This window comes from Streptomyces polyrhachis (assembly GCF_042663125.1).
Lineage (GTDB): Bacteria > Actinomycetota > Actinomycetes > Streptomycetales > Streptomycetaceae > Streptomyces > Streptomyces polyrhachii.
The window spans coordinates 1-15,066 of record NZ_JBHSZO010000063.1; the positions used below are offsets into that span (position 1 = coordinate 1).

The following is a 15,066-nucleotide window of genomic DNA, read 5'->3' on the forward strand; positions in this document are numbered from 1 at the left end:
TGATCTACTCACCACCTGAGCCAGGCAGTGTTGCAACGACCGCTAGAACTGAAGCGGGGCGGCGCGGGGGCCGTTTTCTGCCGGGCTGCGGAAGGGCCTCGGGAGATCATTCGGATCTCCGGGCCGTCTGCGGGCCGTCTGCGGGTCGTCAGAAGCCGCGTGTCCGCTTCGATGCCTTGCGGCGTTCCGGGAAGGCCGCGCCGCCCGGCTGGTGGAGGAAGAGGCGGGCCATCTCGCCGCCCAGGTTGACGCCCACCGCGATGGCCAGGGCCAGAGTGGCGGCGGTGAGGAGATGAGTGAGGCCTCCGTTGATGTCGCCCTGGGCCAGGCCCAGGAGGCCGAAGTACGTGGCCGAGCCGGGCAGCAGGGGGCCGATGGCCGCGGTGACGTACGGCAGGGCGGAGGAGTAGCGCAGGCGGGAGTGGAGCTGGCCGAAGAGGCCGACCAGGCCCGCGGCGACGGCGGTGGCGAAGACCTGGGAGATGCCCCCCACGTCGTGCATCGCGCCGAAGACCGCCCACGCCACCCCGCCGTTGAGGGTGACCGTCCCCACCGTCGAGCGGTCCTGCTGGAGCAGCACCGCGAAGAACGCCGTCAGCGCCATCGCCGCCAGCAGGGAGACCACCGGCCGGTCGGGGCGTACGACGGTGAGGTCCGGGTCGAACTCGGTGCCGAAGACCAGTCCGACGTAGAGCACCCCCAGGACGCCGACCACGATGCCGACGAAGAGGTAGAGCACCTCCAGGAGCCGGGCCGAGGCGGTGATGTAGTAGCCCGTCAGGCCGTCCTGCACCGCCGCGACCAGCGCCCGGCCGGGCAGCAGCGCGAAGAGGCCACCGGTGATCACGGCGGAGTAGAGCACGTCCACGTGGGCGGCCTTCAGTGCCACCCCCATCAGCGCCGGCGGCACCGCGAAGAGGACGAACTGGTAGAACTCCGGCAGTCCGCGTGCGGAGGCCAGCCACGCCAGCCGGTCGCCGGCCATCGCGCCGAGCATGGCGGCGAAGAAGACCACCGGGCCACCGCCGACCAGCACCGAGGCCGAGCCCGCCAGCAGGCCGCTGGCCACGGTGAGGGCCCATTTGGGGTACGGGTGGCGGTTGCGGCGCATCTCCGCGAGGCGGCGGTAGGCGTCCTCCAGGGTGACGGGGACCGCGGGGTCGACGATGTCGTCGACCAGCTGGTAGACGGCCGCGAGGCGCGTGTAGTCCGTACCCCGGCGGCGGACCGTGCGGTTGACGGTCACCGGGTCGTCGACCAGGGAGGGCTGGTGGGTGACCGAGAGCAGCGTGAAGGTGACCGTCGTCTCGATCCGGTCCAGCCCGAAGGCGTGCCCGACGGCGAACATCGCCGCCTCCACGTCCTCCGCGCCCTCGCCGCCCGCGAGCAGCAGCTCGCCGATACGCAGCGTCAGGTCCAGGATGCGCGGCACCGGCAGCACGGCCTCGACCTCGGGATGCGCCACCCGCTCCGGGGCCGGGCGCTCCATCAGCGGAGTGCGCAGCATCACCCGCATCCGGTCCTGCCACGGCTGCGTCCGTACGAGCACCACGGGCGGCGACGGTGGGGGCGAGGGCGCCACCGTGCCCGCGGGCTGGGTGAAGGCGGAGGACTCCGGCTCGGGCGCCAGGGGCTCCACGACGCCCGTCGGGACGGAGAACTCGGAGGTCGGGTGCTCGTCCTCCGCCGGGGGCGGCAGCGGCACGCCCAGGGGCGGGGTGAACGCGCTGTGCGCCTCGTCCGAGAGCGGCTTGCCGTCCTCGCCCTCGGCGCCGTCCGCACCGCCGCGCGAGCCGCGGCTGGACTCCCCGGCCACCCTTGACCACCCCCTGACAGACGACGATCCAGGGCCCTGTCAGGCGAGCATAGGGGGTGGGGCGGGGGCCTGCCCGGGGAGGGGCACCGCCCGGCCGGGAGAGTGGGGGGTCAGACCTCCCGGAGGCGCGCCTGGAGGAGGTCGCGGGTCTCCTGCGGGGTCAGGCCCGCGGTGCGCAGGCGGTCCATCTCCCCGTGGTAGCGGGCCACGTCCTCGGCCTTGTCGAGGTAGATGGCGGAGGTCAGGTGCTCGACGTAGACCACATCGGAGAGGTCGGCGTCCGGGAAGCGCAGCAGGGTGAAGGCGCCGGTGTCCGCCGCGTGGCCGGCGTAGGAGAAGGGGATGACCTGCAGGGAGACGTTCGGCATCTCGATGAGGTGGAGCAGGTGGTTCAGCTGCTCGCGCATCACCGCCCGGCCGCCGTACGGCCTGCAGAGCGCGGCCTCGTCGAGCACGGCGTGCAGCCGCGGGGCGTTCTCGGCGTAGAGCAGCTTCTGGCGCTCCAGGCGGACGCCGACGCGGCGTTCGACCTCCGCGGCGGGGGCCGTCGGCTGGCCGGCGGTGACCACGGCCTCGGTGTAGCTCTGGGACTGCAGCAGGCCGTGCACCAGCTGCACCTCGTAGACCTGGAGGGAGGCGGCGGCGGCCTCCAGGCCCACGTAGGTCGGGAACCAGCCGGGCAGCACGTCGCCGTAACTGTGCCACCAGCCCGCCACGTTGGCCTCGCGGACCAGCTCCAGCAGTGCCGAGCGGTCGCGGTCGTCCCTGATGCCGTAGAGAGTCAACAGGTCTTCCACATCCCGGGTCTTGAAGCTCACACGCCCCAGCTCCATCCGGCTGATCTTCGACTCGGAGGCGCGGATCGCGTAACCGGCTGCTTCACGCGTGATCCCGCGCTCCTCGCGGAGCCTTCGGAGTTGGGATCCGAGCAGCATGCGGCGGACAACCGACCCGTTTGCCACGGCTACTTCGGTCATACGGTGCCCGCCTCCGCCCGCGCTGTCCCACTCGGTCCGTCGTCCTCGTCGTCCGGAACGCCCCCCGGCGCCTCCCAGGCATCAACCGGCCACAGTCTGCCATGAAGAGGCTTCGTTGTGTGCTCAAGTGGTTACGGATAAAGGAAAGTTGTGGTTCACATTATGCGCAATCCGGGTCGTGGAGGGAGATTGCGACCGCGTGCACGTGCATCTGCCCTTGCATCTGCCGTACGCATTCGGAACGATGGTCAACCGCACAGCCCGTCGCCCCGGAGCGGATGCGGAGGAAGCGCGATCGCTCCCGCCGTGAGGCCGGTGACGGATTGCCGACGCCAGCATGCGACTGCCGGGGAGTGCTCAGCATGGGACTCGAAGCACAGACCATGCTCGAACCCTTATGGCGGGGTCTGCCTCCGATAGACCCGGGAGCGGTGGCCGGTTCGGCCTCGTGTGCCCTACCGGCCGAGTACGGGGCGGTCAGTGGGGCCCGCAAGTTCACCACCAGCACCCTGCGGCACTGGCAGTTGGACGGCCTCTGCGACGATGTCGCGCTGGTGGTCTCGGAGTTGGTCACGAACGCCCTGCGCCACGCCTGCCCGGACCGGGGCACCGGGGCGCTGGACCCGCCCGTCCGGCTGCACATCATGCGCTGGTCCTCGCGGCTGGTCTGCGCGGTGCGCGATCCCAGCTGCGACAGCCCCGTGGCAGGTGAGGCCGGCTTCGCGGAGGAGTCGGGGCGGGGGCTCTTCCTCGTCGACTCCTTCAGCGACGGCTGGGGCTGGCATCCGCTGGCCGGTTCGCTGCGCGGCAAGGTGGTGTGGGCGCTGTTCCATCTGTCGCCGCCGGCGCCGGGGGCCTGAGGGCCTTCCGGCGCTACGGGGCGGGCCCACGCCGCGGATGGGGCCTCCCCTGCTCGAAGAGCTGGGGGAAAAGCTCGTCGGCCGAGTAGGGGTCATCGGCCGAGTACGGGTCAGCCGAGCACGAGGTGGTCGAACTCGCCGTCCTTGACCCCCAGGAGCAGCGCCTCGATCTCCGCCGGGGTGTAGATGAGCGCCGGGCTGTCGGGGAAGCGCGAGTTGCGGACGGCTATCTCGCCGCCGGGCAGTCGCGCGAACTCCACGCACGTTCCCTGCGAGTTGCTGTGCCGGCTCTTCTGCCAGGCGGCACCGTGAAGGTCTGCGGCTGGCATGCCGTTGTACGCCTGGGCCACGGGGCTCTCCAATATCAGCTGCCGGTGTCAACTGCCCGGGATCATAGTCGTGTTGGCGTGCAGCTGCATGCGCATATGCACGTGCACGCATGGTGAACGGGCGCCTCCGCTGTGCGTTTGCTGAGGTCGAAGAGGCGCGTGTGGTGGACGTGAGGCCATATGTCAGACCCCCCTGACAGACTCGGGCCCATGAGATGGGCCCTGGCGCAGTGCCCCGACGGCAGCGTGCTGAGCTGCCCCGTCGGGAGCGAGGGCCTGCCCGCGGGCCTCCCCCGCCGCGATCCGGACGCGGCGTCGGCCGTGCGCGCGCAGCCCGGCGCGGACCGCTGGATCTGGCGCTCGACCCCGGGGGTGTACGGGGCGCTGCTCGCCGCCGGTGTGCGCGTCGAGCGGTGCTACGACGTGGAGGACGCCGAGGGCCTCCTCCTGGCGCACGAGGGGCGGGCGGGCCTCCCCCGCGCCCTGCCCGCCGCCTACGCCCGGCTGCACGGCCTGCCCGTCCCGGACGATCCCGCGGCGCCGCCCGCCGCCAGGGGCGACGGCGAGCCGCAGCCCTCCCTCTTCGCCGCCGAGGCCCCGGGCAGCGGCCTCCCGCCGGGAGTGGACCCGCTGGACGCCCTGCTGCAGGTCTACGCCGCCCAGCAGCGGCGCCTCGCCCGCGGCGAGCGGCCCGAGCGCATGGCGCTGCTCGTCACCGCCCAGTCCGCCGGCCTGCTCGTCGCCGCCGAGATGGGCCGGGCGGGCATCCCCTGGCGGGCCGACGTCCACGACGCGCTGCTGCTGGAGCTGCTCGGCGGGCGCTATCCGGGCAATCTGGAGCCGCCCCGGCTGGCGGCGCTGGCGCAGGAGGTCTCGCGCGCCTTCGGCCGCCCGGTGCGGCCGGACCTGCCGGCCGAGGTGCTGCGGGCCTTCGCGCGGGCCGGGGTCCCGGTGGGCTCGACCCGCAAGTGGGAGCTGGAGCAGGTCGACCATCCGGCGGTCGCGCCGCTGCTGGAGTACAAGCGGCTCTACCGGCTGCACACCGCGCACGGCTGGCAGTGGCTGCGCACCTGGGTGGACGCGGACGGCCGCTTCCGCCCCGAGTACACCCCGGGGGGCACGGTCTCGGGGCGCTGGACGACCAACGGCGGCGGCGCCCTGCAGATCCCGAAGGTGATCCGACGGGCGGTCATCGCCGATCCGGGCTGGCGGCTGGTGGTGGCCGACGCGGACCAGATGGAGCCGCGCATCCTGGCCGCCGTCTCCCGCGACCGGGGGCTGATGCGGGCGGCGGGCGGGGCGCGCGACCTGTACGCGGAGCTGGCCGAGCGCGCCGTCCCGGGCGGCCGGGCGGAGGCGAAGCTGGCGCTGCTGGGCGCGATCTACGGCCAGACCTCGGGGGACGCGCTGAAGCACATGGCCGAGCTGCGCCGCCGCTTCCCCGCGGCCGTGGCGTACGTCGACGAGGCGGCGCGGGCGGGCGAGGAGGGCCGCCTGGTCCGTACGCACCTGGGGCGCACCTGTCCGCCGTCCGGCACGGGGGACGACGGGTCGGAGGGCGAGGCGGGGGTGCCGCAGGAGGAGGCTCCCGGGACCGCCTCCTCGTACGGGACGACGAGTGCGGCGCGGGCGCGCGGGCGCTTCACCCGCAACTACGTGGTGCAGGGCGGCGCGGCGGACTGGGCGCTGCTGCTGCTCGCGGGGCTGCGCCGGCGGCTGGCGGCGGCGGGGCTCGCGGCGGAGCTGGTGTTCTTCCAGCACGACGAGGTGATCGTGCACTGCCCCGCCGAGGAGGTCGCGGCGGTGCGCGAGGCGATCGACGCGGCGGCGGCGCAGGCGGCGCACCTGGCGTTCGGGGACACGCCGGTGCGGTTCCCGTTCACGGTGGCGGTGGTGGAGTGCTACGCGGACGCGAAGTAGCGGCGGGTCAGGGTCTGATGCCGCTGACCATCTCGGTCGTGGCGTTCAGGCCGGTCTGGATGGAGGGGGCCATCGCCGTGCCGGCGAGGTAGAAGCCCAGGAGGATGCAGACCAGGGCGTGGCTCATCTTCAGGGAGCCGTTGCGCAGGAAGATCACGGCGAGGATCACCAGCAGCAGGACCACGGAGATCGATACGGACATGGCTTTCGTCGCCTCCCGTACGCGGGCCTTCGACAAGGCGGGTCAAGGCGGGCAGTAACCGGGCCAGTCTCGCCCAGTGGGGGCGCCCCGGCGCCGTGGTCCGTATCGGCCATTCGGGTACAGCCGGGGCCGTGCGCAAGGCACCCGGCCGTACCCGAAAGGCAATCAGAGGGCGTACGAGGGGCGCAGTGCGGCCGTGCCCAGTCCGGTGGGGGTGGTGGAGAGGCTGCGCGTGCCGGGGGTGCGACGCAGTTCCTCGTCCCGGTAACGGGCCACGTGGCGGTGCCAGTTGAGGATGCCCGCCAGCCAGTTGCGCAGTTCGGCGACGAAGCCGTCGAGGACCTCGCGCGCCCGGCTGTCCAGTCCCAGTTCCCGGGCGAGCAGCGGGAGTTCGTGCTCGGCGAGGTGTTCGAACTGGGCGAGGCGGCTGTTCATCAGGTCGTCCACGATCGCCAGCGCGGTCGGGTAGTCGCAGTCGAAGAACGTCTGCGTGACCAGCAGGGCGTTGTGCACCTCCCCCTCGTACTCGATCTCCTTGCGGTAGGAGAAGACGTCGTTGAGCAGGCAGGCGTAGTCCGCCGCCGCGTTCTGCAGGGCCTGGAAGGGGGTGGCGGCGTAGACCTGCGGGGGCAGTCGGTCGCCGTGGCCGATGCGGCTGAGCGCCATGGTGAGGTCCGAGCCGAAGGTGGCGCGGCGCATCTCGACGTAGTCGACGGGGTCGGGGACGCGGTGGGCGGCGGTGTTGTGCAGCTCCCAGAGCCAGCTGTCGAGCATGGTGTCGACCGCCTCCCGCAGCATGGTGCGGGCTGTGCGGTCCATGGGCGCGGTCGTACGGGCCCACAGGTCGGCCAGGGAGACCTCCATGGCGCCGCTCGGGGGCGGCGGCGGTGCGCCGTCCACCTGCATCTGGCGGCGCAGGCGCTCGACGTGGGCGCGGGCGCCGGCCAGGTCGCCGGTGGGGGCGAAGACGCGCGGGTAGTAGTCGTCGGCGTACGTCCCCCAGCACAGCCAGCGCGAGCCGGTGTCCAGCTCCTCCACGGTGGCGTCGGGGTGCAGGCCGGCCGCGCACAGGGCGAGGTCGGCGGCGTCCAGGGTGGCCTCGTCCCAGACGTAGCGGTCGGCGCCGGGGGTGAGGATGCCCGTACTCGCCGCCCAGGTGCGGAGGTTGGCGCGGGCGGCCGGGAGGTGGGGGCTGAGGGTGACGGGGTAGGGCAGCCGGAAGTCGGGGAGGCGCAGGGGGCCGGTGGGCTGGAAGGGGACGTGGGCGTGTTTGCGCAGGGCGGCGCGCAGGTGGGCGGCGCTGACGCCCAGGCCGGTGGGGGCGGCGGGCAGGCGCGGGCCCCGGTCCAGGGCGCCGGCGTTCATGTAGCGGCTGGAGCGCAGGTGCCATTCGTGGCCGCCGGACTGCCAGTCCTGCAGGCCCTTGGCGTAGGTGAGGACGGCCGCCGTCTCGGCCGTGTCGGGGGTGAGGGTGGGGAGTTCGGTGAGGACGGTGTGGTCGAACTGCTGGAGGCGGGAGGTGAGCAGGTCGTTGACGCGGTCGGCGGCGTCCTGGGTGGACAGGTGCAGGAAGGTCTCCAGGACCAGGACGCCGTTGCTCAGCTCGCCCTCGTCCTCGACCTCGCGCTGGTAGGAGAAGAGGTCGTTGCGCAGGTGCACGGCGTCGGAGAAGGTGTCGCACAGGACGCGCAACGGGCGTGATCCGGCAAGGCGTTGCGGGATCTCGGCGCTGTTGGCGTACTCCACCAGGCAGGCCGACCAGGGGGCGCCGCCGACCTTGCGGCGCATCTCGACGTACTCGACCGGGTTGGCGATGCGGCCCGCGTTGATGTTGGCCAGCTCCCAGTCCGACTCGTCGAGCAGGGCGCGGGTGACCGCGATGAAGCGCTCGCGCCAGGCGCGGGACATGGCGGGGCAGGTGCGGGCCCACAGGTCCTTCAGGCCCGCCTCGACCGGGTTGCGCGGGTCCGGCACCGGCGTGTCCGGGTCGGGCGGCATGAACCGCGCCAGCCGCTCCAGGTGCGCCTTGCCCGCCGTGCGGTCGCCCGTACGCTTGAACAGCTCCAGGAAGTGGTCGTCGAAGAAGAACACCCACACGTACCAGTCGGTGACCGTCGCCAACTCTTCGGGCGGGCAGTCGGGATGGGTGTAGCCGCACAGGAGGGCGTAGTCGTGGGCGTCCAGGTCGGCGCGCGTCCACACGCCCGAGCCCTCCAGCATGCCCATGTCCGCCGCCCAGGCCCGGGTGTGCTCCCGGGCCCGGTCGGTGTGCGGGCTCAGGCGCGCCGGGTAGGGCACGTAGAAGTCCGGCAGCCGGAAGGACGGCTCGCGGCCGGGGGCCATCAGTGGCCGATCTCCACGTCCTCGAGGATGCCGAGCGCGTCGGGGACCAGGACGGCCGCCGAGTAGTAGGCGCTGACCAGGTACGAGATGATCGCCTGCGCGTCGATGCCCATGAAGCGGACGTTCAGGCCCGGCTCGATCTCGTCGGGGATGCCCTTCTGGTACAGGCCGACGACGCCCTGGTTGTCGGCGCCCAGGCGCATGGCGATGATCGAGCTGGTGTGCCCCGGGGTGATGGGGATCTTGTTGCAGGGCAGGATCGGCACCCCGCGCCAGCCGACCGTCTCGCCGCCCTCGAAGGGCACCGGCGGGGGGACGAGCCCGCGCGCGTTCATCTCGCGGCCGATGGCCGCGATGGTGCGGGGGTGGGCCAGCATGACGCGGGTGTCGCGGCGGCGGCAGAGCAGTTCGTCGAGGTCGTCGGGGGTGGGCGGGCCGGAGCGGGTGTGCAGGCGCTGCTTGAGGTCGGCGTTGTGGAGCAGGCCGAACTCGCGGTTGTTGACCAGCTCGTGCTCCTGGCGCTCCTTCAACGCCTCGACGGTCAGGCGCAGTTGCTGCTCGGTCTGGTTCATCGGCTCGTTGTAGAGGTCTGCCACGCGGGAGTGGACGCGCAGCACGGTCTGGGCGACGCTCAGCTCGTACTCGCGCGGGCTCTGCTCGTAGTCGGCGAAGGTGGCGGGGAGTTGGTACTCCCCGTGCTGACCGGAGGACAGCTCGATCTCCGCCTCGCCGGCCCTGTTCTGGCGCTGGGCGGGAATGGCGCGGAAGGCACCGAGGTGGGCGGCGAGGTCGGGGTGGGCGGCCAGGACGGCCTGGAGCGCGGGGCGTTCCAGGACCAGGACGGTGGCGCGGGTGGCGGCGCGCAGGGTGCACGGCCAGCTCTCCTCGGTGCCCACCAGCAGCTCGGCGCCGGCGTGGTCGCCGTCGGCGAGGACGCCGAGCACGGTCTCGTCGCCGTACTTGCCCCGGCCCAGGCGGCTGATGCGGCCGTGGGCGATCAGCAGCACCTGGTCGGCGGGCGCACCGCCGCTGACCAGCACCTCCCCGGCGGCCAGCTCGCGCTGCTCGAAGCGGTCGGCCAGCGCGGTGAGCACCGGCTCCGCCTCGTAGGCCCGCAGCGGGGGCAGCTCGCGCAGCTCCTGCGGGATGACGCGGACCTCCGCGCCGGTCGAGGTGAACTCCACCCTGCCGTCGCCCAGGGTGTGGGAGAGGCGGCGGTTGACGCGGTACGTGCCGCCCCGGACGTCGACCCAGGGCAGGACGCGCAGCAGCCAGCGGGAGGAGACGCCCTGCATCTGCGGGGGTGTCTTGGTCGTCGTCGCCAGGTTCCTGGCGGCGGCGGTGGCGAGGCTGTGCTGGGTGGGCTGGGCGTGCTGTGTGGGTTCTTCGACTGTCGTCATGGCAGTGAATCTAGAAATCGACACGAAGGTGGCGCAATCGCTCGAAAGAGCGTGGTTGCGAGGGTGCGGGGATGGCTATGGATCATGGGCTCCCGGGTCTTACGGGAGTGTGACGGCGCGCGGTTCGGGGCGGGGGTGGCGAGCGGGGGCGGTTAGCTTCGGGGGATGCGGATTCTGGTGACGGGTGGCAGCGGGTTCATCGGTTCGGCCGTGGTCGCGGCGGTGGAGGCCGCAGGGCACGAGGTGGCGGTGCTGGACGTACGGGGCGGGGCGGACGTGCGTGACCGGGGGGTGGTGGCGGGGGCGTTGGCCGGGGTCGACGCGGTGTGCCACCAGGCGGCGAAGGTGGGGCTGGGGAGGGATTTCTCCGACGCGCCGGATTATGTCTCCGTCAACCTGGTCGGTACCGCTGAGCTGTTGGCCGCGATGGCGGACGCCGGGGTGCGGCGGCTGGTGCTCGCCGGGTCGATGGTCGTCTACGGCGAGGGACGCTACACCTGCGCCTCGCACGGCCTCGTGCGCCCCGGGCCCCGTACGGCCGGCGCGCTGGACGCGGGGCGCTTCGAGCCGCCGTGCCCGGTGTGCTCCGCGCCGCTGGCCGCCGGGCTCGTACCCGAGGACGCCCCGGCCGATCCGCGCAACGTCTACGCGGTGACCAAGCTCGCCCAGGAGCAACTCGCCGCCGTGTGGGCGCGGGAGACCGGCGGCACGGCGGTGTCGCTGCGCTACCACAACGTCTACGGGCCCGGGCTGCCGCGCGACACCCCCTACGCCGGGGTCGCGGCGCTGTTCCTGTCGGCGCTGGGCCGGGGGGAGGCGCCGCGGGTCTTCGAGGACGGGGGGCAGCGGCGGGACTTCGTGCACGTGCGCGATGTGGCGCAGGCCAACCTGCGGGCGCTGGAAGGGTGTTCGCAGCTTCCCGGCGGGGTGCTCACCGCGTACAACACGGGCAGCGGCGAGGTTCGTACGGTCGGGGCGATGGCGCGGGCTCTCGCGGCGGCCTGCGGGGGGCCCGCGCCTGTCGTGACGGGTGAGTACCGGCTGGGGGACGTGCGGCACATCACCGCTGATTCGCGGCGGTTGCGGGAGGAGTTGGGGTGGGAGGCCGGGGTGTCCTTTGCCGAGGGGATGCGGGAGTTGGCCTCGCTTCCGATCGGCTGATCCCGCGCGTCGGCAGCACGACCTCGAAGCGGCAGCCCTTCTCCACGTTGCGTACGCTCGCCCGGCCCTCGTGCGCCTCCACGATGCCCCGGACGATCGCCAGCCCCAGGCCCGCGCCCGCCGGCGGGGTGCGCGCGTGCGTGCCGCGCCAGCCGGTGTCGAAGACGCGGGGCAGGTCCTCCTCGGGGATGCCGCCGCACTCGTCCGTCACCGAGACCACCACCGTGCCGTCCTCCCCGGGCCGCGCGGCCACCGCGACCGTGCCGTCCTCGGGGGTGCGGCGGATCGCGTTGACCAGCAGGTTCCCCAGGACTCGGGTGATCTCCCGGGCGTCCACCTCCACCAATAGCTCCACCGACAGCCCCGCCGGGACCTCCCCGGGGCGCGCGGTCGGGGCATCGGCCGCCAGTCGTACCCCCCGTTCGCGGGCCAGGGGCTCCGCGCCCGCCAGCGCATCGCCGACCAGTTCGTGCAGCGAGAGCCGGGAGCGGGTCAGGCTCAGGGCGCCGGCATGGATGCGGGAGAGCTCGAAGAGGTCGCCGACCATGGCGTTGAGCCGCTCCACCTCGGTGTGGATCCGGCGGTGGTAGCGCGCCGGGTCCGCTGCCACGCCGTCCTCCAGCGCCTCCGCCATCGCGCGCAGGCCGGCCAGGGGGGTGCGCAGGTCGTGTGAGATCCAGGCGACCAGCTCGCGGCGGGAGGACTCCAGAGCGCGTTCCCGCTCCCTGGAGGTCGCCAACCTGGCGCTGGTTGCTTCCAGTTCGCGGGTCACCGCTGCCAGCTCCGCCGCTACCCCGCCGTTCTTCGGGGGGACGAAGCCGCCGTCGTCGCCGAAGGTACGGGCCGCGTGGGCCAGGGCCTCGCTGCGGGCCGCCACCCAGCGGCCCAGAGCTGCCGCCACGGCCATCGCCACGACGGCGGCCATCAGGCAGACGATGATCACTACGTTGCGGTCGTGGGTGCTGAGGAACATCTCGTACGCGACCACCAGCGTGCCGAAGAGCATGGCCAGGATGGCCGTCGCGGCCACCACGGAGATCGTTACCAGGAGGGAGCGGGCGCGCAGGAGGCGCAGGGCCAGAGCGCCCAGGACGCCGGCCGCGGTGGCGCCCAGGAGGGCCAGGAGGGCGATGAGGAGGAGGTCGCGCATCAGGGGGTCCCGGGGTTCGGGTCGAAGCGGTAGCCGACTCCCCATACCGTGGTGATCAGTTTCGGGGTGGCCGGGTTTCGTTCGATCTTTGCTCGTAGGCGGCGGATGTGCACCGTGACGGTGGAGAGGTCGCCGAAGTCCCAGTCCCAGACCTTGTGCATCAGGTCCGTGCGGGTGAAGACCTCTCCCGGGTGGGCCAGGAAGTGGGACAGGAGGTCGAACTCCCGTTGGGTCAGGGGCAGTTCGCTTCTTTTGTTGTTTCCGTCCTCCTGCCAGGCCCTGCGGGCGGCCGGGTCCAGGGCCAGGCCGGAGGTTCGCAGGATCCCGGTGCGTGGCTCTGCGGTTTTCCGGGTGTGGGTGCGGCGGAGGACCGAGTCGACGCGCAGGACCAGTTCCCGGGGGCTGAAGGGTTTGGTCACGTAGTCGTCCGCGCCCAGTTCCAGGCCCGCGATGCGGTCGTCCTCGTCGCCCCGGGCGGTCAGCATGATCACCGGGACCGGGGCCTGTGCGCGCAGGGCCGCGCAGACCGCGAAGCCGTCCAGGCCGGGGAGCATCAGGTCCAGGACCACCAGGTCCGGCCAGGACGCCTCGGCCCGTTCCAGGGCGGTGGGGCCGTCCGCCGCGCGGTCGACCCCGTAGCCGGCGCGGCCGAGGTACTCGACGATCACCTCGGCGACGGTCGGGTCGTCGTCCACGACCAGGATGCGGGGGGCGGGTGGGTGCATGCCTCCAGCGTGGCAGCCCGGGGGCGTTGGGGTGGGGCTGCGGGCCGCGGTGGTGGGCGGCGTCCTTGTTTCGTAAGAAGTCGTGGACCTGTATGTCCGGTTTGGTTTCGTAGGGTGAGGGGCCATGACGGATCTGATCCTGCCCTGCCTGAACGAGGTTGAGGCACTTCCCTGGGTGCTTCGGCGCGTGCCTCCCGGCTGGCGCGCCATCGTGGTCGACAACGGATCCGAGGATGGATCCCCTGAGCTGGCACGGGAGTTGGGCGCCGTCGTGGTGTCCGAGCCGCGTCGGGGTTTCGGTGCCGCCTGTGCGGCGGGGCTGGCCGCCGCCGAGGCGGAGGTGGTCTGCTTCTGCGACTGCGACGCCTCGCTGGATCCGGCGCTGCTGCCGCCGCTGGCCGAGCTGGTACGGCAGGGGGCGGCCGATCTGGTGCTCGGGCGCCGGCGTCCGGTCGTACGGGGAGCGTGGCCCCTGCACGCGCGGGCCGGGAACGCGGCGCTGTCGCGGATGCTGCACCGCCGTACCGGGCTGCGGCTGCACGACCTCGGGCCGATGCGGGCTGCGCGGCGCGAGGCGCTGCTCGGGCTGGGGATCGAGGACCGGCGCAGTGGCTGGCCACTGGAGATGGTGGTGCGGGCCGCGGACGCGGGCTGGCGGGTCGGGGAGGTGGCGGTGCCGTATCTGCCCCGGGCCGGGAAATCGAAGGTCACCGGGACGTGGCGGGGGACCTGGCAGGCGGTGCGCGACATGCGGGCCGTGCTCCACGCCCCGCCGGCGGCCGCCGTGGTGCGGGAGGCTGCCTCGTGAACGACCTCACCTTGCTGGTCATCGCCAAGGAGCCGCGTCCGGGGCGGGTCAAGACCCGGCTGCAGCGCGGTTGTTCGCCCGAGGAGGCCGCCGCGCTCGCGCGGGCCGCGCTCGCCGACACGCTGGCGACCGGACTCGCGGTGCCGGCGGCGCGGCGGGTGCTCGTACTGGAGGGGGCGGTGGGCGACTGGCTGCCGGGCGGCTATGAGGTCGTCGCGCAGGAGGGGGACGCCTTGGACGAACGCATCGCGGCGGCGTTCGCGGGGGTGTCGGGGCCGGCTGTGCTGGTCGGGATGGATACGCCGCAGTTCACCCCGGAGTTGCTGGCGCCCGTGACGCGGGTGGGGGCGTGGGACGCGGTAGACGCCTATGTCGGGGGCGCGGTGGACGGGGGCTTTTGGGCGCTGGGGCTGGCGGTGCCCGATCCGGCGCTGGTGCGGGGGGTGGCGATGTCGCGTCCGGATACGGGGGAGCTGCAGCGGCGGCGGCTTTACGGGGCGGGGTTGCGGGTTGCGGAGCTGGCCGAGCTGCGGGATGTGGATACGCCTGAGGATGTGGGGTTGGTGGCCGGCTTGTGTCAACCCGGTTCTCTGTTCGCCGAGTTGGCCGGGCGGATGGTTGCGTTTTCGGGTGAAGGTGCGGCTTGAGGAGCGCGGCGCCGCCCACCGTGGGCTGGACCGGGGCCGCCGAGCCCTACGCCGCCGCTCTGCGCGCCGGGCGCGGGCCGCTCTTTCTGCGCCGTGACGACGGCTGGCTGCTTCCGCTGGAGGTCGAGCGGTGGTGTGCGGGGCCCGATGCCGCCGACTGGTCTGTGCTGCGGCGGTGTTGCGGGCCCGTGCTCGATGTGGGGTGCGGGCCCGGGCGGCTTGTTGCCGCGCTTGGCCGGCTGGGGCTGCCTGCGCTGGGGATCGATGTCAGCGCGGTGGCCGTGGAGCGTGCGAACGCGGGTGGGGGGTGTGCGCTGCGGCGTTCCGTCTTCGAGCCGCTGCCTGGGGAGGGGCGGTGGGGGACCGTGCTGCTGATGGACGGAAACGTCGGTATCGGTGGGGATGTGGCGGCGTTGCTGGCTCGGGTGCGGTCCCTGGTGGGGGTGGGTGGGGTGTGTGTGGTGGAGGTGCAGGGCTGTGAGGTGGATGAGCGGGTGCGGGTCGCGGTGTGGGACGGGGTGGGGGTGGGGGGTGGGCCTGTGTTTCCGTGGGCGCGGGTGGGTGAGGGGGCGTTGTTGCGGTATGCGGTGGGGTGGGAGTGTCCTAGGGGGTGGGCGTGGAGTTCGGGGGGGCGGCGGTTTGTGGCGTTGCGGGCGGGGGTGGGTTGCGCTTCGGGGGCGGGGCCTCTCCGCGACAACTCCGAAAAGCCATAGGGATTGACTTGCCAT

14 protein-coding genes are annotated in these 15,066 nt (G+C 73.0%); 6 read left to right on the forward strand and 8 right to left on the reverse strand.

Annotated features, from left to right (window positions below):
- Positions 1-148: 148 nt before the first annotated feature.
- The gene (locus ACFQLX_RS24885; protein WP_386418687.1) at positions 149-1,816 is read right to left on the reverse strand and encodes a threonine/serine exporter family protein; all 1,668 of its coding nucleotides are present in this window, start codon (positions 1,814-1,816) and stop codon (positions 149-151) included.
- Between the two features lie 110 nt (positions 1,817-1,926).
- Positions 1,927-2,793, reverse strand: coding sequence for a helix-turn-helix domain-containing protein (locus ACFQLX_RS24890; RefSeq protein ID WP_386418689.1), 867 nt, complete (start codon positions 2,791-2,793; stop codon positions 1,927-1,929).
- Positions 2,794-3,155: 362 nt separating this feature from the next.
- Here ACFQLX_RS24890 and ACFQLX_RS24895 point away from each other — a divergent pair, with 362 nt between their 5' ends.
- Positions 3,156-3,653, forward strand: a complete 498-nt coding sequence (locus tag ACFQLX_RS24895; RefSeq protein WP_386418691.1) for an ATP-binding protein — start codon at positions 3,156-3,158, stop codon at positions 3,651-3,653.
- A gap of 110 nt (positions 3,654-3,763) precedes the next feature.
- On the opposite strand, the gene ACFQLX_RS24900 is transcribed toward ACFQLX_RS24895, so the two are convergent.
- Positions 3,764-3,982 (reverse strand): DUF397 domain-containing protein, encoded by a 219-nt coding sequence (locus tag ACFQLX_RS24900; RefSeq protein WP_386418693.1) that lies wholly within the window; start codon positions 3,980-3,982, stop codon positions 3,764-3,766.
- A 210-nt stretch (positions 3,983-4,192) separates the two neighbouring features.
- On the opposite strand from ACFQLX_RS24900, the gene ACFQLX_RS24905 reads away from it, so the two are divergent.
- Positions 4,193-5,902: a bifunctional 3'-5' exonuclease/DNA polymerase gene (locus tag ACFQLX_RS24905; RefSeq protein WP_386418694.1), complete on the forward strand. Its 1,710-nt coding sequence runs from the start codon at positions 4,193-4,195 to the stop codon at positions 5,900-5,902.
- A 7-nt stretch (positions 5,903-5,909) separates the two neighbouring features.
- Here ACFQLX_RS24905 and ACFQLX_RS24910 read toward each other — a convergent pair whose 3' ends face one another.
- The 3 genes from ACFQLX_RS24910 to ACFQLX_RS24920 form a co-directional block, all read right to left on the reverse strand.
- On the reverse strand, positions 5,910-6,104 hold the full coding sequence (locus tag ACFQLX_RS24910; RefSeq protein ID WP_386418696.1) for a hypothetical protein: 195 nt from the start codon (positions 6,102-6,104) through the stop codon (positions 5,910-5,912).
- Between the two features lie 165 nt (positions 6,105-6,269).
- A complete protein-coding gene (locus ACFQLX_RS24915; protein ID WP_386418698.1) occupies positions 6,270-8,447 on the reverse strand; it encodes a terpene synthase family protein in 2,178 nt (725 codons plus the stop codon).
- Positions 8,447-9,847 carry a family 2B encapsulin nanocompartment shell protein gene (locus tag ACFQLX_RS24920; RefSeq protein WP_386418699.1) on the reverse strand — a complete coding sequence of 467 codons (1,401 nt, stop codon included), beginning with the start codon at positions 9,845-9,847 and terminating at the stop codon, positions 8,447-8,449. The genes ACFQLX_RS24915 and ACFQLX_RS24920 overlap by 1 nt, the downstream gene beginning before the upstream one ends.
- A 165-nt stretch (positions 9,848-10,012) precedes the next feature.
- On the opposite strand from ACFQLX_RS24920, the gene ACFQLX_RS24925 reads away from it, so the two are divergent.
- Positions 10,013-11,008: an NAD-dependent epimerase/dehydratase family protein gene (locus tag ACFQLX_RS24925; RefSeq protein WP_386418701.1), complete on the forward strand. Its 996-nt coding sequence runs from the start codon at positions 10,013-10,015 to the stop codon at positions 11,006-11,008.
- On the opposite strand, the gene ACFQLX_RS24930 is transcribed toward ACFQLX_RS24925, so the two are convergent.
- Together ACFQLX_RS24930 and ACFQLX_RS24935 are read right to left on the reverse strand one after the other, a co-directional pair.
- Positions 10,908-12,158 (reverse strand): sensor histidine kinase, encoded by a 1,251-nt coding sequence (locus ACFQLX_RS24930; protein WP_386418703.1) that lies wholly within the window; start codon positions 12,156-12,158, stop codon positions 10,908-10,910. The genes ACFQLX_RS24925 and ACFQLX_RS24930 overlap by 101 nt on opposite strands.
- Complete coding sequence (locus tag ACFQLX_RS24935) at positions 12,158-12,883, reverse strand: response regulator transcription factor (RefSeq protein WP_386418704.1); 726 nt, start codon at positions 12,881-12,883, stop codon at positions 12,158-12,160. The genes ACFQLX_RS24930 and ACFQLX_RS24935 overlap by 1 nt, the downstream gene beginning before the upstream one ends.
- Positions 12,884-13,007: 124 nt before the next feature.
- On the opposite strand from ACFQLX_RS24935, the gene ACFQLX_RS24940 reads away from it, so the two are divergent.
- Genes ACFQLX_RS24940 through ACFQLX_RS24950 form a run of 3 tightly spaced genes read left to right on the forward strand, consistent with a single transcriptional unit; the run spans position 13,008 to position 15,051 of the window.
- A complete protein-coding gene (locus tag ACFQLX_RS24940; RefSeq protein ID WP_386418706.1) occupies positions 13,008-13,691 on the forward strand; it encodes a glycosyltransferase family 2 protein in 684 nt (227 codons plus the stop codon).
- Positions 13,688-14,338, forward strand: a complete 651-nt coding sequence (locus ACFQLX_RS24945) for a TIGR04282 family arsenosugar biosynthesis glycosyltransferase (protein WP_386418707.1) — start codon at positions 13,688-13,690, stop codon at positions 14,336-14,338. Before ACFQLX_RS24940 ends, ACFQLX_RS24945 begins: the two co-directional genes overlap by 4 nt.
- Positions 14,335-15,051 (forward strand): class I SAM-dependent methyltransferase, encoded by a 717-nt coding sequence (locus tag ACFQLX_RS24950; protein ID WP_417846879.1) that lies wholly within the window; start codon positions 14,335-14,337, stop codon positions 15,049-15,051. Before ACFQLX_RS24945 ends, ACFQLX_RS24950 begins: the two co-directional genes overlap by 4 nt.
- The last annotated feature ends 15 nt before the right edge of the window (positions 15,052-15,066 follow it).